The following is a 23,720-nucleotide window of genomic DNA, read 5'->3' as shown; positions in this document are numbered from 1 at the left end:
GCCGACAAAAGTGTCGCCAGCAACAGTGCGACCACGACGAACTCCAAGAAACCCGGCATCGCTCAACCCTCTTCACGATCGGGTGAACGACCAAGGCGGCCGATGGTTCCGGGAGACGCTTCTTGAGGGGGGGGTGAGCCGGGCGAACTGTGGGGCAGACCGCCCGGCTCCCGTCGACCCGAGTGTCAGGGCAAGGGCAGACACACCCTTTTACCACGGCCGCCTTCGGGCGGCCTTTTGTTTTCCACCACCCGAAAGGACTATCTGATGGTTGCGGAGAACTTCACTCCCGCGCTCGCCGCCGTGCTCGTGCACGAAGGCGGATATTCCAACCACCCGTCCGACCCCGGCGGCCCCACCATGAAGGGCGTCATCAAGCGAGTCTATGACGACTATCGCCGCTCGAAGGGCCTCCCGCTGCGCGACGTGAGCGAGATCACGGACGCCGAGCTGCAGGAGATCTATAAGCGCCGCTATTGGGATCTCGTGCGCGGTGACCGTCTGCCGGCCGGCCTCGATTATGTGGTCTTCGACGGAGCGGTGAACTCCGGCCCAGCGCAGGCGACGAAGTGGCTTCAGCGTGCGCTCGGCCTGCCGGCGGACGGCGTGCTTGGCCCGTCCACCCTTGCGGCCGTTGATGCCATTCAGGACGTGGACGCGATCGTGGCTGATGTGCAGGCGCGGCGCCTCGCCATGCTGAAGTCCCTGCGCACCTGGTCCGTCTTCGGCAACGGCTGGGGCAGGAGGGTGGCCGAGGTCCGCGAACTGGGGCTTGCCCTCGCCAGCGGCTCGGTCAACCTGCCCATGCCGACGAAGACGGCGAGCGGCAAGGCCTATGTCTCCTCGGCCCGGAAGGCGCCGCCCAAGGCCATCGGCGACGCGCTCGCCGGCGGCGGGGTGGTGAGCACCACCATTTCCACGGCGACGGACGCGGTGACGCCGCTGGCGGACAAGAGCGCGCTCGCCGGCACGGTGCTGACCATCCTCATGGTGCTCGGCGCGATCGCCCTGGTGGGCGGTGTCGTCTACCGCATGTGGGCGAAGAACAAGGCCGACGCGCTCGCGGATGCGCTGGACCTCAACCCGCCGCAGCTCGGCACGGCGGCGAACGATAATCCCGCCGAGGCGGCGGAGGCGGCGGCATGATCCCCGCCGCTCTCCTCGCCACCCTGTGGTTCCTCCCCACGGTGTCGGCTGTGGGGGGCTTCATCGTCGCGCTGCTGTTCGGCGGTGACTGGACTGAGGCGCTGATCGCCGCCGCCGTCCTCGCTGCGACCGTGTTCGCGTTCCGCCTCCTCGGCCTCAAGGGAGCGCTGGCGGTTCTCGCCGCCGGCGCCGTTGCCATCGCCTACCGCCGGGGGGACCGCAGTGGCGCCGCCCGCCAGATCCAGAAGGACAAGGCCAATGCCGACCGTGCCGTCCAGCGGGCGAATGAAGCTCGCGCTGATGCTGACCGCCGCAATGCCGATCCTCGCCGGCTGCGTGACGACGACGGGTTCAAGCGGCGCGACTAGCGTCTATTGCGCCTCGGCCAAGCCCATGCGCTGGTCGGACCATGACACCGATGAAACCATCCGTCAGGCCAAGGCGCACAATGCTGTTGGCAAGCGGCTCTGCGGCTGGAGGTGAGAGATGACGGGGGAGGTTCCGGCCGCTGCGCGCGCGCCGAGTGGGGCCATCATCATTTCAGAACGGGCGTTGGAGCTGATGGTGGTGGAGGTGGCCGAAGACGCGGCCGAGAAGGCCGTCCGCAAGGTGCTGAAGGAGATCGGCCTTTCCACCTCGGACGAAGCCCGGATCGAGGAGGCGCGCGCCGATATCGAGCACCTGCGCCGCTTCCGCCGCATGTGGAACCGGGCGGCGCTCGTAATCGGCACCGCCGTCCTGACGGTGCTGGTCGGCGGCGCCCTGACAGTGTTCTGGCTGGGGATCAAGACGCATGTCCTCAAACAACCCTAGGGTCCGCCTGCGAATCGACTGGGATGCGGACGGCGTGTTCGCATCCCTGACCCGGCCGGGGGAGGCGGCGGAGGAAGTCCGATTAGCGCAGGCAGAGGTGGATGTACTGTTGCGCGATCTTCTCGCCTCGGCGTTAGCTATGCGTGGCACCGTGATCTTGCCTACGGAGCAAACTGCAATAGCTTCATCCCTGACGCCGATTGCATACGGTGAAAGTTGACAAGGGGTAGTGCCAGCGTAGTGGGGCTGCATGCCGACCCGTGTGTGCCATCCCCGAAAAGATAGCCCGTGCTAAAACCAGGTCTCCGCGGGCGGATGCAAGCCAAGACCCCGTCTAAACGCGTTGTCGACGGACGAACCGCCGCATTCGGCATACAGCCCCAAGACGATCTAACTCCAAGCGTACACGGGCCGCAACTGCTTTCGCCGGACCTGATGCTCGACTGACAACCCCGTCCAGTCAACGAATCGGCAATGCTCCGCAATCACCCGGAGGGTGGCATAGCTCGGTAGGGTACTTCGCCCAGCAACGTGAGCGAAAATTGCCTGCTTGTCAGAGTCCGCTATGTCAGGTGAAGAAATATAATCAACGGCCATAAGGAACGCTTCCGAGTCTACGGCGACATCAGTGTTCGGGTCGAGAATTCTGCGTTTCACAAGATCCTGAATATGTGAAAGCTGACTTACATATAAGGTTCTATTCTTTCGCATGCAAAATGAAAATGTTATAAAATTAAAGTATGTGATTCTATCTTCGGTCATGACATTTCGAAATATGTTCTCAATTACAGGAGATGAATGAAATTCATGCCCAATGAATTGAGATCCACATATTAGAATATTACACAGTTCGACATCATCAATCGAACATATGGACGGTCTGTTGGCCACGCGAATTTTGGCGATCGCCGCCAAGCGCTCGCAAATGAGGTGCCTTATTAAGCCGGCGTTCTGCTCGCCAAAAACATCTACGGGATCCGACATTAGGGCTGCTATCTGGCACAACGAGTAGGTAGTTCGCACTCTCAGATCCACCGAACAAATGTAAAGAGCGGCCTCCAATGCTGCAATAGCGACACGTGATAAAGTCTCCTTTGTGTTTGCATCGGAGCAATTTTCTGCTTCACGTTTGCATCGTCTCATAATCCTCCTTAGACGAGCCAAAAGCCAACCACTAAAGTTTGCAAATTTAACATTGTATCTCGATACGATAAGTCGAATAGAGCGGAATTGCCCTACGATCGTCTGTGCAGCTGCCGAGCGTGCCGTTGGGTCTTGCCCCATGACTGCGGACAGTGAAGAAATTATAAGGCTAAAAGCTTGATCAATTTCATGACGGGCAAGAGTTAAGTCTGAAACAAAGGGGCGACCCTTGGTTAATATCTTCTTCTCGTTAACGTAAAGTTTGTACTCGCCAAGAGCTCTGCGAATTTCCACTTCAATATCGTCAAGTGCCCGATCATCTGTTGAAAATACGAAATAGTCATCTACATATCTACGTATACTATAGACATCGTCGGATTTCATTCCTTTCATGGTAAGCAATTGCTCTATTCGTACGTCGACACTTTGAAGAATTATTTCAGCAAATATTCGAGAAAGTTCCGGTCCAACGACAATTCCATTCGTCTCATTGTAATTTGACCTCTGCATTAATTTATCAAATTCGGATTCAAAACTGTATTTCTGATGGTGCTCTTTAGAAAAACTTTTGTCTTTGACCGCCCAACTAATCGAATGCGTGTAAATGTTATAAAAACACTTCGATATATCAAGTTGACGCATTCTTGGATACGTCATTTCGAGTTTGCGAAACTCACGGGATGCAATAAATTTTCCTAGCAAATTATACCTTGTATATGAGAAGTACGATGTCATGTGCGACAGGATGGGGTCGCCCTTCGGCCGTTGTAGCTCTGGCTGGCCTGATTTCCCTTTAGATTCGGCGTCGAAAACTAAGTCCCTCCCGAAAGGTGAGGCCAGGTTGGAGGGGTGTCTCAAAGAGTAACTGCCACGAGACGTGTGGCTTAAGATGGCGCCGTGGTTTAGTTCGTAGAATTCAGAGATTTTATTCTGCATCATCGGATGAATGATGCTTAAAGTTCGGAAACTTCCGTCGCCGTTTGAAATATGATAATTATATGGAATTGTGTATTTTGATCCCTCCGCCGTTTTTAGAAGGCGCACAAGAGCTTGATCGAGTCTCGTTGCAAACTGTCTATTTAGAATCTGGTGAAATGTATCGTTAGAAAATATAACAGGAACCTCGTAGGGAAGTGTCTCAGTTAAGAGGCTTCTAAATCGGAATGATGGGCTAGACTGATCAATCATTTCTCCAAGCTCCTCGTATTTCAGTCAGTCGCCCGCTCTCAAATCTAATCATGCGCCGTGATTGGAATCCGAGCCGGAAAGAGATCGAGTTTAGTTGGTTTATCTCCACCTGCGTCAGTCCGGCCGCGAGTCGTGCTTTAAATTTGCTCGACTTGCCTTTCAGTAGTCCGTGGAGAAATCGATCGAGATCGGATAATGCCTGGGGAGGGGCTGTTTTAAATTGAAGTCCTTTGTATCCTCCAACTAGTGCATAGTTGTAGTAGATGCCCGACCGCACCTTAGGCCCATGGCGCCACTCCGACACTCCTTGGCGGCTGATTTGGTAGTTTCCAGCCAGCATGGAAAGGCGGTCGATTAACAATGGGCCATTCCCGTTTTTCAGAAACGATTGGAGCGAGAGAATTATTCTCGTTTTAATCCTCTTTATCTTTGATTCGGCTATTCCTACATCCACCGTCCGCGCGGCAGGCCCGGCGCCGGTGGATGTAGCAATTTCGTAGCCGAGGTACTCAAATGAGGTGGGGGAAAGTACCTTTGTGGAGGTGTAGTCTATCAGTGTCGATTTCTTAGAATTGAATTTCATTCCTTCAGGCAGACAGCCCAGTAACCCACTTTCTACACCGCCTACGTTTTGGAAACAAAAAACAAGCATATCATCCGCGTAACGATAGTATCGATATACGCCGGGCAGCGAGCGGGCTTTTTGGTCAAATTCTCTCATTGCAAGGTCAGCGAGTGTTGCGCTGAGGCCGATTCCCCTGGGTAACCCGAAGCGCAAAGATGGGCAATGAACATCAAAATATTGAATAATATAGTGTCTAACGTCACTCGGTATCGATGTGTTATACGCTAGTAGATCCTTTAGTCTCTGATGATCCACTGATTCATAAAATGATTCTATATCTCGCCGAATTACGGTGAACGGCGTCCCGTCCATCATGCTCCGAATTACATCGGCGATAATACGATCCCTGTTGGGCGGGGCAAGGCGGTACCTACGAGCGATGTAGGATGACACAGCCCGCAGTACGAGCTGCTGTGGAAAATCAATGTAGGATTTGCACGGCTTCCGCCTCACTCGGGCAATCGACAGGCCCGCAGACAGATCGATAGACCGACTGATTGCCGCTTGGCTTATTGGCTCAAGCAGCGCGACCCCGTTTTTGGCGAGGTCAATGCCAAACCGCTGTGAATCGCCAGCACGAACCAAGCGACCCAGCGAGCTTATCGAAAATACCGATCCCGGCAGCTTGACCTCCTCCCGACAAAGGAGAAATTGTTATGACGGTGGAGCTTCCGACACAACCTCTATGACGCCTTCGTTGGTCTTCAATTGCAAGGTCGCTTGGCGGAATGAAACAGTCGTGAGAGCCGGGTTGTCTCGCCCCTTGTGGCGGCGACGTGTCTCCTATCCGCTACCGTCTTTCTTGAGGCCCAGCGCCACGATCTTAAGCAGATCCGAAGGGAGCGGGCGTTGCAGCGCTACGGCGTCCTGCCAGGGTGCCGTCATCCAGATTTCGATTTCCGCTGGTTCAGTTAGAATCACGGGCATCGCCTTCGGGTGGATCGTTGCGACCGGTTCGCTTGGCTCTGTGGTGAGGAACCCGAACAGGTCAGCGGTCTCAACGCCTGTCTTCATCTTGCGGACGCAGGTCCATCCCGCCGTCCAGATCCCGGCGAAAACCGCCAGCGGCCGAGCCTCCGAAAAGGCGAACCACACATCGCCGCCAGCGGCCTTGTTGAACTCGCTGAAGCTAGTGAAGGGCACGACGCAGCGGCACTCCGGGCCAAGCCATCGCTGCCAGTGCTTGCTCAACGTGTTGCGGATGTTAGTCGTCCCGGCGTCCGGCTCCAAACGCAGCAGCTCCTTGAAGTCGACCGTTTGACCCCTGGCCTCCAGCTTTGCGGCGCGCTTTTTGGCCGCCTCCATAAGCGCCAGCTGCGAAGACGGCATTCCCCATCGCGCCATGGCAATCTCGCGCGCCCCGTCGGCGCCAGTTCGGGCGATTGGCGCTTGATAGTCCGGGAATATGGCCGGCTGTGGCGGCAGATTGCCGGCGAGGTTCCGCGTCGCGCCGACGAGATCGATGATCGCCTGAACGTTTGAGGTGTGGCTGTAGAGGTTGCACATAGCTAAAGGCTACGGCACAGCGCTGGCCGCGCGCCAGCCCCTATATCTCGTGGCTTGTTCTGTTTTCGTTCTCGTGGAATCCATAGGCGCAGATCAGCGCCGGAGATGACCCATGTCGAGCGAGCCCCAGCCCGCCGAGCGAACCCCTTTTGACGTCAGCGATACGGAGATCGAGGAGGCCCTGGCGGCCTGCGATGGCGATGCCCGCGCCACGATCCGCGCTCTCCTAGTGGGTCAGGCCTACCTTGAGCACGAGATGTCTCGGCTCCAGGCCGATGCGTCGTCCGGCTTCCGCCGGCGCCGCCACGCGCTGGGGGACTGATCATGGGCGGCAAGGTCGAGCATGATTTCAATGTCGAGATGTGGGACGACGCCGGCGTGAGGATCATCGAGGTAATGGCGTCATGCGGAAACGCCATCGTCGCCATTGGAGCATTCGAGGCGGCGTTGACCCAACGCAAAGGCCGCTATCTGCTTTTGCGCCACGGCGCCCGCGTTCTACGGCGGTCACCTTTCGCCGAATTCGTTGATGCGAGGGAACGAGCAAGATCAACGGAAAGCTAGAACTAGGGTGAGGCGCCAATGGAAGGCTTCGTTATCTCCTAGGAGGGCGAGGCGCATGCCGGGGGGTCGCAAATTCGGTGGTTGCCAGTATGTCGCCCCCCTTTGGTGTCTCGCCTCAGAGCCACCTCTCCTAACTTGAGAGGCGGCTCTGAAGCGGGGTCGTGCCTATCACTTCACAGCTTTTTCGACGTAAGCTAAGAGTACTTCGCGCACTAGGTCAGCTGTAATGTCTGATAATTCTACACCGCTCCAAGCGGTCCTGTTCTCAAATAGTGGGCAATTTGCCGCGACTTTCCAGGAGTCGTAGACCGTTAATGTAAGTGGAATCTGGGTAATCGGATATGCGATAATTTCTATAACAGTAAATATGTTTGTCGCGTGTGCAGACCTCTTATGTTGTTTGTTTAATTTAAATTGTCCATCATTTAATTCCGCTGATACAGAATCGACTGTCGAATTAATAATTATGCGCTTCTCTTCCCATTCTAATTTTTTTGCTGCTTCATAGTCTTCTCTTTGTTTTGCCTGCGTGGCCCGATCTATTTTCGCTTGTTCTTGAATTTTTATTATACCGCTTATTCCGGACTTTATTCTATTGATACGGTCGTTTTCCATGGTTGCACCGCGATTGGCGTGAGTGTGCGAGCAGGCAACAGTTAGGCATGATTCGCCGCGGTAGACGAAGCGACGGGGGCAGTCCTCGCGAGCCGTCGCCTCCCTTCGCCGTCTACCGCGTTTCCTCCAATCGTGACCGCCAGCAGGGATGCGGCTTGCAGTTAAAGGCCGAAGGGCAGCGACCGTTGGATAGGCTGGCGGGGTAGGATTCCCTTCGTCGCGACGCTACGGACGGTGTGAGCCGGCCCGCTCCTCATAGGCGCCAGCAGGTGATCGGCGTCGGCGATCGCAGCCTGAAGCTCGGCGCCGGAGGCGCCTCTCGCTGAATTCATTGATGGGCGGGAGCGGGCAAGGGCGACTGAGAGCTAAAGCGCCGGCCCCGGCACCACTGGAAGGCTTCGCTCTCCTCTGGGAGGCGCCGACGGGCCTCTTGGGTGAGAAAGGGCGGGCTGCGAGCCGTTGAGTATGGGTGAGATAGCCGGCTTTCCCACCTAGATCTAATGGCCTGATGTTCCGCGGCAGCAGCGCCCCGCCCCTGGGCACCATTTCACGCTCTAGTAGCGCCCAAGTCGATCTTTCAGTACTGAAAAGTCAATAGCTTAGTTCGTTTTGCTTGTCCGGCATGGTGCGGGAAGGTGCGGTTGCATCCGGCGAATCTGGGGGGAGCTTTGGGGGTATCGGCTCCATACCCCCAGCGGCGACACCCCACCGATGGCACTTAAAGACCTCGCCATTCGCAATCTCAAGCCCACTGGGAAGCCGTTCAAGGCGTCCGACAGCGGCGGGCTGCACCTCCTCGTCAATCCGAATGGCTCGCGCCTCTGGCGGCTGAAGTAACGCTTCGAGGGCAAGGAGAAGCTCCTCGCCTTGGGCGCCTACCTGATCGTCACGCTCGCCAAGGCGCGCGAGAAGAGAGACGAAGCCAAGGTGCAGCTCGCGGACGGCATCGACACTGCGAGGTCCCGGCGCGAATCGCGCATTGCGGCGGTGGCCACCTCCGGCAACACGTTCCGCCTTGTCGCCGAGGAATATCTCGACAAGCTGCGGCGCGAAGGCCGAGCGCCCGCCACTCTGGCGAAGGTCGAATGGCTGCTGTCCTTCGCCTATGGCGATCTCGGCGAACGTCCGATCTCGGAGATTGCAGCGGCCGAGGTGCTTGTCGTCCTGCGCAAGGTGGAGCAGCGCGGCCGACGGGGGAGCGCCCGGCGGCTGCGATCGACCGTGGGCTCGGTCTTCCGCTATGCCATCGCCACCGCGCGCGCCGAGAACGATCGGACCTTCGCCCTGCGCGGCGCACTGGTGGCTCCCAAGGTGAAGCACCGCGCCGCGCTGATCGGCACCGCGCAACTCGGCGCTCTTTTGAGCGCGCTCGATTCCTTTGATGGGCAGGCGACGACGCGCACGGCGCTGGCCCTTCTCCCGCCGCTCTTTCCCCGTCCCGGCGAGCTTCGTGCGGCCGAATGGGCGGAATTCGATCTGGAGAAGGCGGTCTGGACCATTCCCGCCGCGCGGATGAAGATGCGCCGCGCCCACCGCATTCCCCTCTCGACGCAGGCGGTGGCGCTTCTGCGCGAGTTGCATCGGCATACGGGAACCGGGCGGCTCGTTTTCCCCTATGTCCGCTCCACTGTGCGATCAATCTCGGGAAAAACCCTGAATGCCGCCCTGCGCCGCATGGCTACACTGCCGATGAAGTCACCGCCCACGGCTTCCGCGCCACCGCGTCCACGCTGCTGAATGAAAGCAGCCAGTAGAACGCCGACGCCATCGAGCGCCAACTCGCCCACGAGGACGCCGATGCCATCCGCCGCGCCTATGCGCGCGGGGAGCATTGGGAGGAGCGTGTGCGGATGATGCAGTGGTGGGCGGACAAGCTGGAGGTGTGGAAGGGGGAGGGGTGAGCAAGCGCCCTTCTGGGGTGCTCGTCGGCTATTTCTCCCCTTGGGCGAAGTCGGCGAGATATTCAGAACCGGGAAAAACACCTGACAGCAACAGATGCTCGCGCGCCCGCGTCGCGGCTACATAGAGCAGGCGGCGCTCGGTTTCGTAGATGTCGTCCAACTCGGCCTCGTCGGCGGCGTCGGCGACACGTGCGTCGAGGGGCAAAATGCCTTCGTTGCAGGCCATCACCACGACTGCGCGGAACTCCAGCCCCTTGGCGAGGCTCATGGGCGCGGTGGTGATGAACTCGGCCCCGAGCAGCCCGGCAAGCGCAGTCCGGGCGTGGGGCACCAATTCCTCTGTGCGCACGAAAATGCCGATCTCCTGTGGGGCGATGCCCTCGGCGAGCCAGGCGGAGACCGTCACGCGCACCCGTTCCGCTTCGGCTTCGGGAGAGGACAGGCGCGCCACCTCGGGCGGCGGCCCGTCGAAGACGGAGACGATGCCGCGCCGTTCGTCCTCTAGCCCGTCGGCATCGCGCAGCACAGTGGGCAGCAGGCGGTCGGCGGCGCGGCGGATCTGCTGGGAGGTGCGGTAGCAGACTTTCAGCGTGTGCGAGCGGCCGCGCACTTCCACGCCGAGTCCGGCCCAGGAAAAGGGATGCTGGAAGATGCGCTGGCCCACGTCGCCAGCGAGGAACAGTCCGTCCGTGCCCGCCGGGGCCAGCGCCGCGAAGAAACGCAGCTCGGCCGGCGCGAGGTCCTGCGCCTCGTCGATCACCACATGGTCGAAGGGCCGCGCCGCGCGGGCGGCCAGCGCCTCGGCGAGGGAGGAGAACACCTGCGCCCAGGTGGTGTAGCGTTCCGCCGCCAGCGCCGTGCGCACGGCCGCGAACACTGGCCAGAGGTGGGCACGCTGGTTGGGGCCGAGGCGGCTCTTGCGGCCCATGCGCGGCACGCCGGTGTAGGCATCGAGAGATGACAGCCCCCAGGCGTCCACCACATGGGTCCATTCGGAGAGCAGGAAGCGCTCCGAGAAGCCCTTGAGGCCGGTCTCGGCGGCGGCGGCGTTCAGCCGGGCGCGCAGCACCCCATCCGAGGCGATGCGCGGGCGCACGCCGTGCTCCAATTGGAACATCTCTCCGGCGATGCCGCGAAACGAGGCGGTCGTGATACGCGGCACCACGCCGCCGGTGTCGGGCGCGAGCACACGCAGCTTCTGCGCCAGGGCCTCGGCCAGTGGATCAGAAAAGCTCGCCAGCAGCACGCGCGCCGCCGGATTGGCCCTGGCGAGGCGCACGGCGCGGTGGAGGGCGACGATGGTCTTGCCGGTGCCGGCCGAGCCGGCGACGCGGGCGGGGCCGTTGAAGGTGCGCTCCACCAGCGATCGCTGGGAGGGGTGCAGGAAAACGCCCCATTTCTCCCACGGAAAAGCCAGGGCCTGCTCCAGCTCCTCCTGGTTAGCGATGAGGCGGATGCGGCGCAGCGCATCGGGATGGGCGAACGGGTCTGCGGCCGGCACTGGCGCCGGCGCAAGGCGCCCGGTGGCGGCGTATTGCAGCAGTGCCTCGGCGGCCTCGGCGGGCAGATGGGCGGCGAGGGCGAAGAAGCCGTCCTCATTCACCGCGCGCACGTCGGCCAGCCAGTCCGCCGGGACGCCGAGGGAGAGGAGGGCGTCGTCGTCGAGGCCAGCGAAGAGGGCCGGAGAGGCGATGGGGGCTGGCGCCGGGACTGGCAGGGGCAGGCCGGGCGCGGCCACCTCCTCCACACGCTCGCGCACCTCCACGATCTGGATGGCGCCGGTGCGCGGATGCGCCTCGATCCGCCGCCGCTCGGCCCAGGCATAGGCGGCGTCGTGATGGTCCACATAGGCCAGCAGCAGGCTGTCACCGGTCTTGTGGATCACGAGGCGGATGTCGCGGTTGGCGCGCACCGACCAGAAGTTCGGATCCTTCGACTTGTCGATGCGGTGAAACTTAAGGCCGGGATGCTCCGGATTTGATTGCAAGTCGAACGCCGTCAGCTTCGCCTGCTTCTGCTCCTCATTGCTGAGGCGGGCGAGTGCGGAGATGAAGCTGTCGGCGAGGACGATGGGCATTCAGGTTGCCTTTTGTATTCTATCCAGATGGGCTTTCAGCGTCAGGCCGGTCCTTTCATTTTTCCATAGTTGCGGCCCGCTGGCGTTGCCATCTTTGATGATTCCGGCAGCTCGGCTGGCACTGTCGAAAATGAAATCCTGCTCGAAGCGATACAGCCGCTGGTCGGTATCCGGAGCGAGCACGCCAATACTCAAGAGGCGGTCGCGGTAGCTCTCGTCCCGCTTCCTTCTCGGTGTGCCCGAACGCATGGCGGTTGAGCCAGCAAATACCTTGAAGGCTCGTCCTTCTACCGGCGTTCCGATCCCCTGCGCGCAGTCCGCCCGGAACACAAACACGGCTTCATCCTCAATAGTCATGACCGGCTTCATTTCTCCCTCACACCCCATAAACCTTCATCACTTCATCCCCATAGTGACTTATCACCTTCACCGCGATCCGCCGCCCCGCCGGCCTCGGGAACGGGCGGGACGTATCCGAATAGAGCGTCGCCCAGGCTTCCGCGTCGATCTCCGCCTGTAGGGCCGTCTTGAGGCTCTTGTAGGGGTCGTTGGCGCCAAGGAAGTAGGCGTGGCGGACGAAGAAGCTTTCCTCATTATAGTCGGTGTCGATGAACCACGCGGCGATGCCCGAGGTGTCGTTGGAGCGGATTTCGCCGGTGTTGGGGTCGAACACGTCCATGCCCTCGACCTTCACCCGCAGGTCCGGGCCACCGTCGTCCAGGATCTTCACGTCCGGCTCGCCGAAGACGACGAACATGTTGCCGCGCCCGGTGTTCTTCAGTTCCTCCGACATATGCATGTCGGGATTGATGCGGGCTTTGAGGATCTTCAGGCTGCCGAGGCTGCCGAGTTCCGAGGAATGGGCGTCGAAATTGAAGGCGCAGGCGATGAGCACGTCGAAGCGCGCGTCCACGGCCTCGCGGGCGGCGGCGACGATGTCCTGCCGGCCCACGGTGCCGTATTCCGGGCCGATGAGGATGGCGGCGCGGCGCTCGGGGCCGTCCGCGCCCTCGATGAAGGTGCCGGAGGCGCCGATCCACTGGCCGGGCCAGGGGCTGAGGCTCTCGAAGGTGATGCGGTCGCCTTTGGCCTGCTGCTTCACGCCCTCGGCTTTCAGGTAATCGATGACGATGGCGGAGAAATCCTGCCCGGCGAGGTCCGCGTCGGCGGCCGTGCGGCGGCCTTCCTCGGCCTGGATGAGGTCGATCAGTTCCTCCTCGCTCGCCGGCAGCACGCGGTGGGGGGAGAGGCTCTCCACCGTGAAGGGGCCGGCGACGTTAGTCACCTACATAAACATTTTGCTGATGCCATCTCACGTTCTCGGTCGATGGCCTGCGATCCAGAGCTGCAGGCAGCTTCAAGGAGGCCCCGTGAAGTCTTATGTACTCATTTCCGTTGTTGAATATTTCGCGGATTTTCCCACTGACATGGAATTTATAATCATCCGAGATAGTTGCAAAGCCTGAATCCAGAACGCTATGAATGTCTTTTCTTAGAAGAAGACCGTTCTGGTATTCATGTAATCCTCCGCTCGAATATGGGCGGATGTGGGCGGCTTCTAGTGCAGGCAGGACTTTGGTGTCCGATATCGCGCACTGAAAAGAGTAGGCGCCAGCCACCTTGATGCGAAAGGCTCCTTGCCCGAGGCGAGGAAGGACTTCGATGGGCGCTCCGTAACGAGCTTGCGGGGTTTCTCCAAAGCCGTCAAATTTCGTGCGCTCACGTTCAAAAAGCACCGTCGAATTTGTTCTAAACTCCAGTTCTCGAACCAGGCGGCCCCCTTCGTCGGATTCGGTATTGTACACTTTGCCTGTAACGATGTTGCTAGACCAGTCCAAGGGAACTGGAAACCACTCATGGGGTTCCAAAAATACCGGGTTTGACAAGACGCGACATCCGATCAGTGTCTGAGGTGTGATCGTTTGATCTGTCCTGTATCGACGAATTACGCGCATCATCTCGTCGAGTGATTTGTGTCCATTGGCGATTCCCAATGAATCCCATGCAAATTGAATCGGGACGTTGATGCTGCTGACCAAGATGCCATATCCACCGATAACATTTCGGGGGCTCTTGAGGCGAAAAACAAATAATTCGCCTTCATCTACCGCCTTGAAAACCTGAGGGCTTGGTTTCCAAAAATTAATATCCTCAAGGGGTTGGTTGGCTTTCAGGAAGTCAAACCATTCATTGTCTGTATTTGCAACGTATAGATGCGGCATATTAGTCTACCGAGCACCACATAGATGTCTGTGCGACATTTCGATGTACCACCCGTCCGCCGCCGCCGCGGGTGAGCGCGATGTCGATCTTCTCCGCCGCGCGGTCGAGCTGGTCCTGATAGAGGATGGCGCCCATGGGCACGTCTTTCGTCACCAGATAGCCCTCCTCGATCCAACGTCGGGCGATGCGCTGAATCTGCGGGAAGAGGTGCTGCTTGGGCACGTCGTCCTCATCGCGGAAGCGCGAATAGAGGAGGTGCTTGGCGAGGTTGAAGCTGATCTCCGAGGACCGCAGCCGCGCCAGAACGGTGGGCGAGATGGTGACGCCCGCGCCAACGATCCCCTCCATGAGAACGGAGGTGGGGCCGATATCCTCCGGCGTGATGACGAGGTGGCTGTCCTCCGAGAAGGTCGGCTCCAGCCGCTCGCTCTCCACCTCGCGCCGGTAGCCGCTGACGCGGGGAAAGACTATCTCCAGCGCGGCGCGCTCCCTGATGGCGTGGACGCGCGTGACCGGCTTCGGCGGCGTCACCTTCGTCTCCTGCGGGGTGGAGGCGAAGTCGAAGGGGATGCCCATGATGTCGGCATATTCCGGCTCGAACAGGCCGGTGGCCGGGTTCTCCTCATAGGATTGCCGGCGCAGCGCCCGCCCCACCACCTGCTCGCACAGAAGCTGGGTGCCGAAGGCGCGCACGCCGAGGACGTGGGTGACGGTGTTGGTGTCCCAGCCCTCGGTGAGCATGGAGACCGACACCACGCAGCGGATCTGCTCGCCGAGGCGGCCGGGCCGGCCCACGGTGTTCATCACCTCGCGCAAAAGGTCCGCCTCGTCCACCTCTGCGCCGACGCTGCCGGCGCCCTGTCTCGCCAGCAGTTCGCGCTTGAACTGCTCGATCTCCGGCCCCGCCGCCTCGCGGAAGCTCTTGTCCAGCGTGCCGCCCGCCTCGATCTGCCGGCTGTCGATGAGCAGCGTGCGCGGGCGCGGAAGGCGACCGCCGTGCTCGTCATAATTGCGGAACAGCTCCAGATGGCCGGGGAAGAAGCCGGCCCGTTCGCCCTCGCCGCCGGTCTCCCAGCCGGCGATCCAGTCGAACACCAATTTGGAGATGGCGGTGTTCTGGCACACCACGATGAACACCGGCGGCACGCCGATGCCGGCCCGCTCCCACGCCGCGAACACGCTCTCATAATGGCTGTAGAGAGCGTTGAGCGCGGTCTTGAGCAGATTGGGCAGATCGTGCGGGCTGAGCTTGCCGGCGCCCGAGGCGGACTTCGGCAGGTTCTTGCCGATCTCCTTCCACAGGTTGCGGTAGACCACGGTGCTGCTCTGGGCGAGGTTGTCGCTCACCGGCACCCGCGGCAATTTCACGATGCCGCTCTCGATGGCGTCCATCAGCGAGAAATCTGACACCACCCAGGGGAAGAGATAGCCCTCCGGATAGCCCGAGCCGCGCAGGAAGAAGGGCGTAGCGGAGAGGTCATAGACCGCCCGCACGCCGCGCCCGCGCCCGCCCTTGGCGAGCTGCCGGTCCAGCGCCTCGATGCCGTTGACCCACAGCCGCGCGGCCTCCTCGTTCTCCGCCGCCTCGCGCCGGTCCTCGGCGGTGAGCTTGCCTTCCTCGTCGCCGCCCACCTTGTGGCGGTAGCAGTGGTGGGCCTCGTCGTTGATGACGTTGACGCGCTCGAACTTCAGGAGCCTGCCGCAGGCGCGCTCCAGCATCTCCGTGTCGGTCTCGGAGGTGCGGATCGGCTCGGGCGCATTGCCCTGCAGGAAGCTCCGCGCCACCTTCGGCAGCGCCAGCGTCTCGCGGTGCTGGAAGGCGTGATAGTTGGTGATGACGATCTCGGCGCGGCGGATGTCCGGCAGCATCTCCGGCGGCACGATCTCTCGCGTCTCGAAATAATTGTCCGGCTCGCTCGGCAGCAGCACGCGCAGCCGGTCGCGGATGGTGATGCCCGGCGCGATGATGAGGAAGGCGCGGGAGAAGTCCTTGGAGGCCTTGCGCCCGCATTCACCGCCTGCCACGCGATCAGCATGGCCATCACGGTGGTCTTGCCGGTGCCCGTCGCCATCTTCATGGCGAGGCGGAAGAGGGCCGGGTTGGCCTCCTCGTTGGCCTTGGCCAGCTGATCCAGGATGCCTTTCGTCGCCGCCCGGCGGGGGGCGACCTCGGTGAGCCAGATGATGGTCTCCACCGCCTCGATCTGACAGAAGAACGGCTTCGGGCCGTTGAACTTATGGTGCCGCCAGTGCTCCAGGAGGCGCTGCGTCGCCGCCGTCACGCCCCAGTCGGCTGGGTTGCGCACCGCCCGCCAAATTGCGAGGTAGCCGCGGATCTCGTTGATAAGGGCGTAGTCCGTATAGGTTTCGAGATCGAGGGCGCCCTGGCCCGCCGATGGCTTCTTTCGCGACGAGGGAACCGGCGCAATGAACCGTGCTGGGCGTCGCCCCGACCGTGGAGCGCCATCGAGCGGTTGTCCGTGCGGGGCAAGCGGGTGATGCTGTGCAGGCGGTCGATAGGGCGAATTCAGGATCGGCCGCTCGTAAAAGCTCGACAAGGTGCGAATCCCCCCGGAATGCAACCGGCATCATATCGGCACACCTCCTGATGCCAATGCTTTCGATCTGCCTCAGTGCGTCCCAGCAGAGCGAGTCATGCTTTTTGTGTTCCGGCCAACGTCGCGATCGCAGCCGCAATCTCGTCCCGCGCTATGTCACGACCCTTCCCAATCCCCCGCATGACGTGCACGCGGAGCAGTCAAGAGTCCTGTGCCGACGTGCTTCCAGGATCGTATCCATCTTCCGCAGCACAGTCGAAGGCACCGCCCCTTTAGGCTCTGAGAGCTTGCCGACGATCCTGCCGGCATCTCCATGGGAATGAGCCGAATGGCGTGCCAAAGGTCGACGTCGGTGGCCAAGGTCGGTCGCTGCTGCAATGGCGTCCGGCGATCTCCGCCGCTCCCCAATCCCTCTCCGCATCATCTCGCGCGTCAGTCGTGCCGCGCCCCGCGGACAAAGGCTGCGAAGGCTTCTGCGGGCAGGGGGCGGGAAAAGAGGAAGCCCTGGCCGAGCCGGCAGCCGGCAGCCGCCAGAAGGGCCCGCTGGTCCTCGGTCTCGATGCCCTCGGCGACCACTTCGATGCCGAGTTTCTGCGCCATCACGATGATCGCCTCGCACAAGGCGAGATCGTCCGCTCCGGGCGCGACGCCCTGCACGAAGGCGCGGTCGATCTTGAGGAAGTCCACGTCGAACTTTCTCAGGTAGGCGAGGGAGGAATAGCCCGTGCCGAAGTCGTCGAGGGAGAGGGCGATCCCCATCCGCTGTAGGCGCTCGAACTGATCGCGCACCGTGTCGCCCAGTTCCACCAGCAGTCCCTCGGTGATCTCCACCACCAGCCGCTGACCGCAGAGACCGTGCTCCGCCAGCCGGGCGGGCCAGGCTGCGAGCACGTCGCCGGACTGGCGGAACTCCACCGGCGAGCGGTTGATGCCGACGCGCACGGGGGGCATTCCGGCCGCATCCCAGGTGGCGAGCTGGCGCAGGACCTCCTCGAAGACCCATTGGCCGATGGCGAGGATCTCCCCCGTCTGCTCGGCCACGGGGATGAAGTCGGCGGGACCGACCAGTCCCAGTTCGGGATGCTGCCAGCGCAACAGCGCCTCTGCCTTCACCACCTCGCCCGTCGCAAGGTCGAGGATGGGCTGGTAAAACAGGCGGAACTGCCCGCCAGCGATGGCGCCGCGCAATTCGTTGGCGATGCGGCTGCGCCGCGTGGCTTCTTCCTGCAGGGCCCGGTGGAAGAAGCAGATGCGGTTGCGGCCCAGCGCCTTGGCCTCGTACATGGCCTGGTCTGCGTGGCGCACCAGCGTGTCGGCATTATCGCCATCCTGGGGGAAGACGGCGATGCCGACGCTCACCGAAGAATAGGCGAGATCGGGACCCAGCCGGTAGGGCGCACCCAGTGCCTGCCTGAGGGCCTCCGCCACTTCATCCAGCCGCTGGGTCTCCTCCTGCGCGCCCATAACGATCATGAACTCGTCGCCGTTGAGGCGGCCCACCGTGTCGGTGGGGTGCAGGCCGGCGGAGAGGCGGCGCGCGGCCTCCTTCAACAGCAAGTCGCCCTTGTCGTGGCCGAACGCGTCGTTGATCTCCTTGAAGCGGTCGAAGTCGACGAACAGCAGCGCCATGCGCCGGCCGCCTTCGCGTGCCCGGGCGATTTCCTCGTCAAGCCGCTGGTAGACCAGGCGCCGGTTGGGCAGCGCGGTGATGTCGTCGAAATTGGCGTGGAACCAGACCGCTTCCTGCGCCTTTCTCTGCGCGGTGATGTCCTCGACGATGGACCAGATGTAGGCCGTGCCGTCGCTGGCGTGAAGCAGCACGCCGGTAAGGCGGAGCGGAACGAGGCTGCCGTCCTTGCGGATATATTCCTTCTCGTACGGACCGTAATGACCGCGCGTGAGCAGGGCCTGAAGCTGAGTCTGTTCCTCGGTGGCGTATGTTTCCGGGGTGAGCTTCCAGTAGTCGAGGTGGCATAATTCCTCGGCGCTGTACCCGCAGATGGCCGCGAAAGCGGGATTGAACTCAAGAAATCTGCCATCCATTCCATTTAGGACGATACCGAGAGGCGAAAGCTCGAACAGGCCCCGCAGCTTTTCTTCGCTGTCGCGCAGGGAGAGTTCGGTCCGCTTGGCCTCGGTGATGTCGATGGACACCCCGACGAGCGATCGCGTCCCGCAAAGCGGATCGTGGATCGGCCGGCGTATCGTGCGCAGGGTACGATCCTGATCGGTGGCGAGGTTGCGCACCACCTCTTCGCAGGAGACGGCGGAGCCCCCCATCGCGCGGCGATCGTTCTCGATGAAGCGCGTCACCTGCCCGGGCGGGAAGAGGCCCTCTCCGGTATGGCCGATCATTTCGACGCGCGGAACGCCCAGCTGCTCTTCGCAGCGCTGGTTGATGAGAATGAACCGGCTGTCCTGGTCCTTCACGAACACCGGCACGGGGACGGCGTCGAGCGCCTCAGCTATCCCCTTGTCGAGCCAGTCGAAAGTTCCGGCCATGTCGCCTCTCGCCCTTCCCGCGACGCTCAAGGTCAAGCTATCACGGCGCGGGCTTTTGAACAGGAGGGAGCGGGGTGGCCAAAGGTAGCCCCCTCGGGGGCCTATCGCGGCGGGGGATCGCCGAGATAGCCGTGCCCGAGCGCCAGCACCACCCGTGCGACGGCTGTCCCGGCGTGGCGGATATTTACCGTCTCGAGGGGTTCGATGCTCTGGAAGCGCCGGCTCATGTCCTTCATCTGCGCCGGTGATCCGGCATCGAGCACGAGCACTGCGTCGACGCCCTTCTGGCCGTGCTGGATGTCGCTCATGAGGAAGCCGCGGCAGTCGTCGCCCATGCACGCCACTGGCCAGGTCGGGCCGAGGGCATAGCCCACCTTCCCGCCCATGTGCCACACGGGCACCGACACGAAGGCATAGCGGCCGGGTGTCAGCTCGTGGCGCCGGACGGCGGTGTCGATGTCGCTCCAGGTGGCGAGTTCGCGCAGGGGATCGCCGCCCGTGTCGGAGGCCGCCGTGCCGAGGGAGGGCACCATGGAGACCGTTGCGATCACGGCGACGCCCGCCGCCGTGAAGCCCACGGACCAGACCGTCCAGCCGCGAATCCAGGCGTCGGCGGCCCATCGCCGCGCCGTGGCCCGGCCGAGCAGGGGGAAGAGCATCAGGTAGCCCGGCGCCGCCCAGTGGAAGAAGGGCTTGGCCCCCGACCACGCCGCGATGGCCGGGAACACCAGCACCGGGCCGGCTGCGAGGCAGATCAGCAGCAGCGCACGAGGATTGACAGGCCTCATCCTCAGCGCCCGCCCCGCCGCCGCGACGAGACCCACCCAGATCCAGGGGGTGAGGAACAGGGCGATGCCGGCCACCACCATCACCGCCATCAGCGGGTGGAACCCCGCCGCCGCCGCCCGCTCGCTCTGGAAGGCAAGCGAGGCGAAGCCGTTCCGCACGTTCCAGATGATGACCGGCGAGAACACGACAAGGGCAATCACGCCGCCCGCATAGGGCCACGGGGTGGCCAGCCATCGCCGGTGTCGCGGGCTGAGGAGCAGGAACAGGAAGGTGCCGGCGAACAGGAAGACGCCGTGATATTTCGACAGCAGCGCCAGCCCGCCGAAGGCACCGGCCAGGAGCCACATGGCCGGGTGGGCCCGCTCGTCGAACAGGACGTGGGCGATCACCAGCGTTCCGGCGAGCAGGAAGGTGATGAGCGGCCCGTCCGGCAGCACCCAGGTGGCGCTGGTAAGGCCGAGCACGGGTGCGCAGGCCATCATCAGCGCCGCCCATATCCCGGCCCAGCGGCCGAAGAGGCCGGCGGTGAGCAGGTACATCAGCGCCGTCGAGACGAGGGAGAGCAGCAGGAACGGCGCGCGCACCGCGAGCGGCGCCTCGGATCCGAAGAGGGTGGCCGATCCATGGGCCAGCCACCAGGCCATGGGCGGATGGTCGAAATAGCTCAGCGCCGGGAGACGGCTGGTGACGACGGTGTAGGATTCATCGTTGCCGAGCCCGGTGGTGGCCGCGAACACCAGGCGCAGCGCCAGCACCAGGATCAGCACCGCGCCAAGGGCGAGGGCCGGCGAAACCCGCGCCTGAAGCGCCCGCAGGCCGGCCCGCCGCTCCCCCGCGACAGGCCCTGCGAGACCTGGCGAGGACACGCTCACTTCGACGGTCCCCAGACGAACAGGGAGGTCATGGCGAAGTTCCAGACCGCGCCGATGATCGAGCCTGCCACACCGGCGAGCCACCAGCGCCATCCGCCCTCGAACACCCAGCTGGCGACGCCCACATTGGCCACCGCGCCGGCACCGCAGATGAGGTAGAACTTGAGCAGGGCCGGGAGCATGGCGAGGCCGCGCACGCGCCGGTCGCGGTAGGTGAAGACGTTGTTCATGGCGAAGTTCGACGTCATGGCGCCGATGGTCGCGATGGACTGGGCCACGGCGAAGCCGAGGCCGAGGATCAGCGCGCCCTTCAGCATCAGCAGGTGCAGCACGAGCCCCGCCCCGCCCACCGCCGAGAACCAGACGAACCGGGGTGAGATGGTGCCGCCGCTCATCTTGAAGATCAGAAGGGTGACGAAGTCGAGCACCGTCCGGCTGTCGAGCTTGCTGTCGCCCGCGTCGCGGGCGGCAAAGGCCATGGGCACTTCCACCACCCGCATGGGTTCCTTGCCTGCTGTCATGATGTCGAGGAGAATCTTGAAGCCGTTGGGGGAAAGGGCGGGCGCGAGGCGTTCGACCAGTGCGCGGCGGATGAGGAAGCAGCCGCTCATGGGGTCCGACGTCTTGATCCCCAGGACCCGCCGCGCCGCGCTGGTGGCCGCGCGGCTCATGGCGCCGCGACGGCGGTTCAGCCCGTCGGAACTGCCACCTTCAACATACCGGCTGGCCACCACCAGGTCCGCGTCGGGCGAGCGCTCGAACATGGTGCGCAGGACGTTCACGTCGTGCTGGAGATCGCCGTCGATGACCGCGACAAGGGGCGCCTGGGCGGCCAGCATCCCCTCGATGCAGGCGCCGGCAAGGCCGCGTCGGCCCACCCGGCGGATGCAGCGGATGCGCGGGTCACGGCTGCCGATCTCCCGCACCGTGTCTGCCGTGCCGTCCGGAGAATCGTCGTCGACGAAAATGACCTCGTAGGGAACGCCCTTGAGCGCGCCGTCGATGGCAGCGAGCATCCGCTCCACATTGCCGCGCTCATTGAAGGTCGGGACGATGACGGACAGGTGCGGCACCGGGGGCAGCGCTCCGGCGACCGCGTCGGATTCGGGCTCGGCGCTTCTCTGCCGGACGACGCCGGGGCCGCGGGGAGACGGGGAACCGAAGGGAGCAGGCACGGAATCCGGCATTCTTTGTGCGTTATCCAGCGGCCTTGCGAAACGACGGGTCGAAGGTACGGTCGCGCTGGGGACAGCCTGCGCAGTTCCTACCGGAACGTGGGGGAGAGTGCCGCGAGCCTCCCCCATGTCGAATGTCACACCCTATCCGGCCGACGGCCAGCGTACGGATTTCAGGCAGCCCCTCCCGTAAGCGATGGGGGCACGCACCGCAAGCCTCCCCTCGTAGGGCAATGACACTAGGAAGCCAAGCTTACAGCCGGCTTACGGCTTTGAGGTACGATCCGCCGCAGTCGGTCCGGCACTATGGGCGACGGCGATCCGCCTACCCCCGGCTGCGCAGCTCACGGCGCAGGATCTTGCCGGTGGCGGTCATGGGGAGGGTGTCGGTGAAGGCGACGAGGCGGGGATATTCGTGGGCGGAGAGCCGCGTCTTCACGAAATCCTGGATGTGCTTCGACAGCGCCTCGGACGGGGTGACGCCCGGCTTCAGCACGATCCAAGCCTTCACCGCCTCGGTGCGCAGGGGATCGGGCACGCCCACCACCGCCACCAGTGCCACCGCCGGATGCTTGAGAATGCAGTCCTCGATCTCGCCGGGGCCGATGCGGTAGCCGGCTGAGGTAATCACGTCGTCGGCGCGGCCCACGTACCAGAGATAACCGTCCTCGTCCTGCCGGCCCATGTCGCCGGTCAGGAGGAAGTCGCCGGCATATTTGTGCGCGGTGGCCTCGGGATTCTTCCAGTATTCCAGCATCATTACCGGATCGCCGCGGCGGATGGCGATGTGGCCTTCCGTGTCGCGGGGAAGCTCGACGCCCGCGTCGTCCACGATGCGCACGTCATGGCCGGGGATGGCCTTGCCCATGGAGCCGGGACGGATGGGGAAGAAGCTGGAATTGGAGCCGACCACCAGATTGCACTCGGTCTGGCCGTAGATTTCCCGCGCCTCCACCCCTAGCCGCTCCTGCACGAAGGCGCCCAACTCCGCCCCCAGCGTTTCGCCGCCGGTGAGGAGGGAACGCAGTTTCAGGCCGCTATGCCGCACGTCCGCCTGCCGCAGCAGCTTCAGCGCGGTGGGCGGCAGGAAGACGTTGCGCACATGGTGGTCCGCCATCAGCGCCATGGCGGCGTCGGGATCGAACTTCTTCGCCCGGTGGGCGAGCACCGGCACGCCGAAATAGAGCGAGGGGAAGAGCACGTCGAACAAGCCGCCGATCCAGGCCCAGTCGGCCGGGGTCCAGTGCAGGTCGCCGGGCTGCGGCATGTATTGATGGACGAACTCGATGCAGGGCAGGTGCCCCAGCAGCACCCGGTGGCCGTGCAGCGCACCCTTCGGGTTTCCGGTTGTGCCGGATGTGAAGATGATGATGCCGGGATCGTCCGGCCCCGTATCCACCGGCGTGAAGCGGTCCGAGCCCTGCGCCAGCGCTGCGTCGAAGGAGGCGGCGCCGCCCGCGTCCGGGCCGATGACGAAGACGTGGGCGAGGTCGGGCAGGTGGTCCTTCACCCGCATGATCTTGGCGAGGCCGGAAAGGTCCGTCACCAGCACCTTGGCGCCCGAGGCGGCGAGGCGGAATTCCAGCGCCTCGTCGCCGAACAGGGTGAACAGCGGCACCGAGATCATCCCCGCCTTGAAGGCGGCGATATGGGCGATGGCCGTCTCCGGCGCTTGCGGCAGGAACACCGCCACGCGGTCAGCGCGCTGGAGCCCCTTTGCGACCAGCACGTTGGCGAAGCGGTTGGTGAGGGCTGTCAGCTCGTCGAAGCTGTAGGAGCGGACAGCGCCCGTCTCCTCCACGAAGATCAGGGCCGGCTTGCCCGAACCGTCCGCGTGGGCGTCGGCGCAGGCAACGCCCATGTTGAAGCGGGCCGGCACCTGCCAGGAAAAGGCGCGCACGAGCCCCGCATAGTCATCGGCCGGAACGAGCATCGTCACCTCCCTCGGTGCCGCTCTGCCGGCGGCTGCGCCTGAAGGAAACGATCGAACGTTTTTTTCCGGGGAAGGTCAAGCTGTCCCGCA

General features: G+C 62.8%; 17 protein-coding genes and 2 pseudogenes. 6 read left to right on the top strand and 13 right to left on the bottom strand.

From position 1 onward, the window contains the following. The first annotated feature begins 267 nt into the window (after nt 1–267). From ACT54R_RS13715 to ACT54R_RS13705, 3 genes are all read left to right on the top strand, one after another. A complete protein-coding gene (locus tag ACT54R_RS13715) occupies nt 268–1,146 on the top strand; it encodes a glycoside hydrolase family 108 protein (RefSeq protein ID WP_476327147.1) in 879 nt (292 codons plus the stop codon). Further along, entirely contained in the window at nt 1,143–1,514 is a 372-nt protein-coding gene (locus ACT54R_RS13710) for a hypothetical protein (protein WP_476327145.1), read from the top strand. Before ACT54R_RS13715 ends, ACT54R_RS13710 begins: the two co-directional genes overlap by 4 nt. A gap of 118 nt (nt 1,515–1,632) precedes the next feature. Then, nucleotides 1,633–1,959 carry a hypothetical protein gene (locus ACT54R_RS13705; RefSeq protein ID WP_024279519.1) on the top strand — a complete coding sequence of 109 codons (327 nt, stop codon included), beginning with the start codon at nt 1,633–1,635 and terminating at the stop codon, nt 1,957–1,959. Between the two features lie 390 nt (nt 1,960–2,349). On the opposite strand, the gene drt3b is transcribed toward ACT54R_RS13705, so the two are convergent. From drt3b to ACT54R_RS13690, 3 genes are all read right to left on the bottom strand, one after another. Next, complete coding sequence (gene drt3b, locus ACT54R_RS13700; protein WP_476327143.1) at nt 2,350–4,290, bottom strand: antiviral reverse transcriptase Drt3b; 1,941 nt, start codon at nt 4,288–4,290, stop codon at nt 2,350–2,352. Next, the gene (drt3a, locus tag ACT54R_RS13695; RefSeq protein ID WP_476329181.1) at nt 4,283–5,518 is read right to left on the bottom strand and encodes an antiviral reverse transcriptase Drt3a; all 1,236 of its coding nucleotides are present in this window, start codon (nt 5,516–5,518) and stop codon (nt 4,283–4,285) included. Before drt3a ends, drt3b begins: the two co-directional genes overlap by 8 nt. A gap of 180 nt (nt 5,519–5,698) precedes the next feature. Continuing rightward, on the bottom strand, nt 5,699–6,421 hold the full coding sequence (locus ACT54R_RS13690; RefSeq protein WP_476327141.1) for an SOS response-associated peptidase: 723 nt from the start codon (nt 6,419–6,421) through the stop codon (nt 5,699–5,701). A 112-nt stretch (nt 6,422–6,533) separates the two neighbouring features. Here ACT54R_RS13690 and ACT54R_RS13685 point away from each other — a divergent pair, with 112 nt between their 5' ends. Beyond that, on the top strand, nt 6,534–6,743 hold the full coding sequence (locus ACT54R_RS13685; protein ID WP_476327139.1) for a CUE domain-containing protein: 210 nt from the start codon (nt 6,534–6,536) through the stop codon (nt 6,741–6,743). A gap of 2 nt (nt 6,744–6,745) precedes the next feature. Continuing rightward, complete coding sequence (locus ACT54R_RS13680) at nt 6,746–6,985, top strand: hypothetical protein (RefSeq protein ID WP_476327137.1); 240 nt, start codon at nt 6,746–6,748, stop codon at nt 6,983–6,985. 168 nt (nt 6,986–7,153) lie between these two features. Here the strand turns inward: ACT54R_RS13680 and ACT54R_RS13675 are convergent, their stop codons facing one another. Next, entirely contained in the window at nt 7,154–7,600 is a 447-nt protein-coding gene (locus tag ACT54R_RS13675) for a hypothetical protein (protein ID WP_476327135.1), read from the bottom strand. A 711-nt stretch (nt 7,601–8,311) separates the two neighbouring features. Between ACT54R_RS13675 and ACT54R_RS13670 the strand changes: the two are divergent. Further along, nucleotides 8,312–9,501 (top strand): annotated as a pseudogene (locus ACT54R_RS13670) (tyrosine-type recombinase/integrase). A 28-nt stretch (nt 9,502–9,529) separates the two neighbouring features. Here ACT54R_RS13670 and ACT54R_RS13665 read toward each other — a convergent pair. The 9 genes and pseudogenes from ACT54R_RS13665 to ACT54R_RS13625 form a co-directional block, all read right to left on the bottom strand. Beyond that, nucleotides 9,530–11,578 carry a UvrD-helicase domain-containing protein gene (locus tag ACT54R_RS13665; protein WP_476327133.1) on the bottom strand — a complete coding sequence of 683 codons (2,049 nt, stop codon included), beginning with the start codon at nt 11,576–11,578 and terminating at the stop codon, nt 9,530–9,532. Next, nucleotides 11,579–11,947: a DUF4357 domain-containing protein gene (locus ACT54R_RS13660; protein ID WP_476327131.1), complete on the bottom strand. Its 369-nt coding sequence runs from the start codon at nt 11,945–11,947 to the stop codon at nt 11,579–11,581. It abuts the gene before it with no gap. Nucleotides 11,948–11,954: 7 nt separating this feature from the next. Further along, on the bottom strand, nt 11,955–12,863 hold the full coding sequence (locus ACT54R_RS13655; RefSeq protein ID WP_476327129.1) for a hypothetical protein: 909 nt from the start codon (nt 12,861–12,863) through the stop codon (nt 11,955–11,957). Continuing rightward, nucleotides 12,856–13,800 (bottom strand): HNH endonuclease, encoded by a 945-nt coding sequence (locus tag ACT54R_RS13650; RefSeq protein ID WP_476327127.1) that lies wholly within the window; start codon nt 13,798–13,800, stop codon nt 12,856–12,858. Before ACT54R_RS13650 ends, ACT54R_RS13655 begins: the two co-directional genes overlap by 8 nt. 46 nt (nt 13,801–13,846) lie before the next feature. Next, a pseudogene (locus tag ACT54R_RS13645) lies at nt 13,847–16,359 on the bottom strand (BPTD_3080 family restriction endonuclease); the annotation flags it as partial. 432 nt (nt 16,360–16,791) lie between these two features. Beyond that, nucleotides 16,792–18,861 (bottom strand): putative bifunctional diguanylate cyclase/phosphodiesterase, encoded by a 2,070-nt coding sequence (locus ACT54R_RS13640; RefSeq protein WP_476327125.1) that lies wholly within the window; start codon nt 18,859–18,861, stop codon nt 16,792–16,794. Between the two features lie 101 nt (nt 18,862–18,962). Then, a complete protein-coding gene (locus tag ACT54R_RS13635) occupies nt 18,963–20,516 on the bottom strand; it encodes a glycosyltransferase family 39 protein (RefSeq protein ID WP_476327123.1) in 1,554 nt (517 codons plus the stop codon). A gap of 2 nt (nt 20,517–20,518) precedes the next feature. Next, nucleotides 20,519–21,595: a glycosyltransferase gene (locus ACT54R_RS13630; protein ID WP_476327121.1), complete on the bottom strand. Its 1,077-nt coding sequence runs from the start codon at nt 21,593–21,595 to the stop codon at nt 20,519–20,521. A 427-nt stretch (nt 21,596–22,022) separates the two neighbouring features. Beyond that, nucleotides 22,023–23,630, bottom strand: coding sequence for an acyl-CoA synthetase (locus ACT54R_RS13625; RefSeq protein WP_476327119.1), 1,608 nt, complete (start codon nt 23,628–23,630; stop codon nt 22,023–22,025). Nucleotides 23,631–23,720 lie beyond the last annotated feature (90 nt).

This window comes from Xanthobacter sp. DMC47 (assembly GCF_056313845.1).
This window is presented reverse-complemented; position numbering and strand designations above follow the sequence as displayed.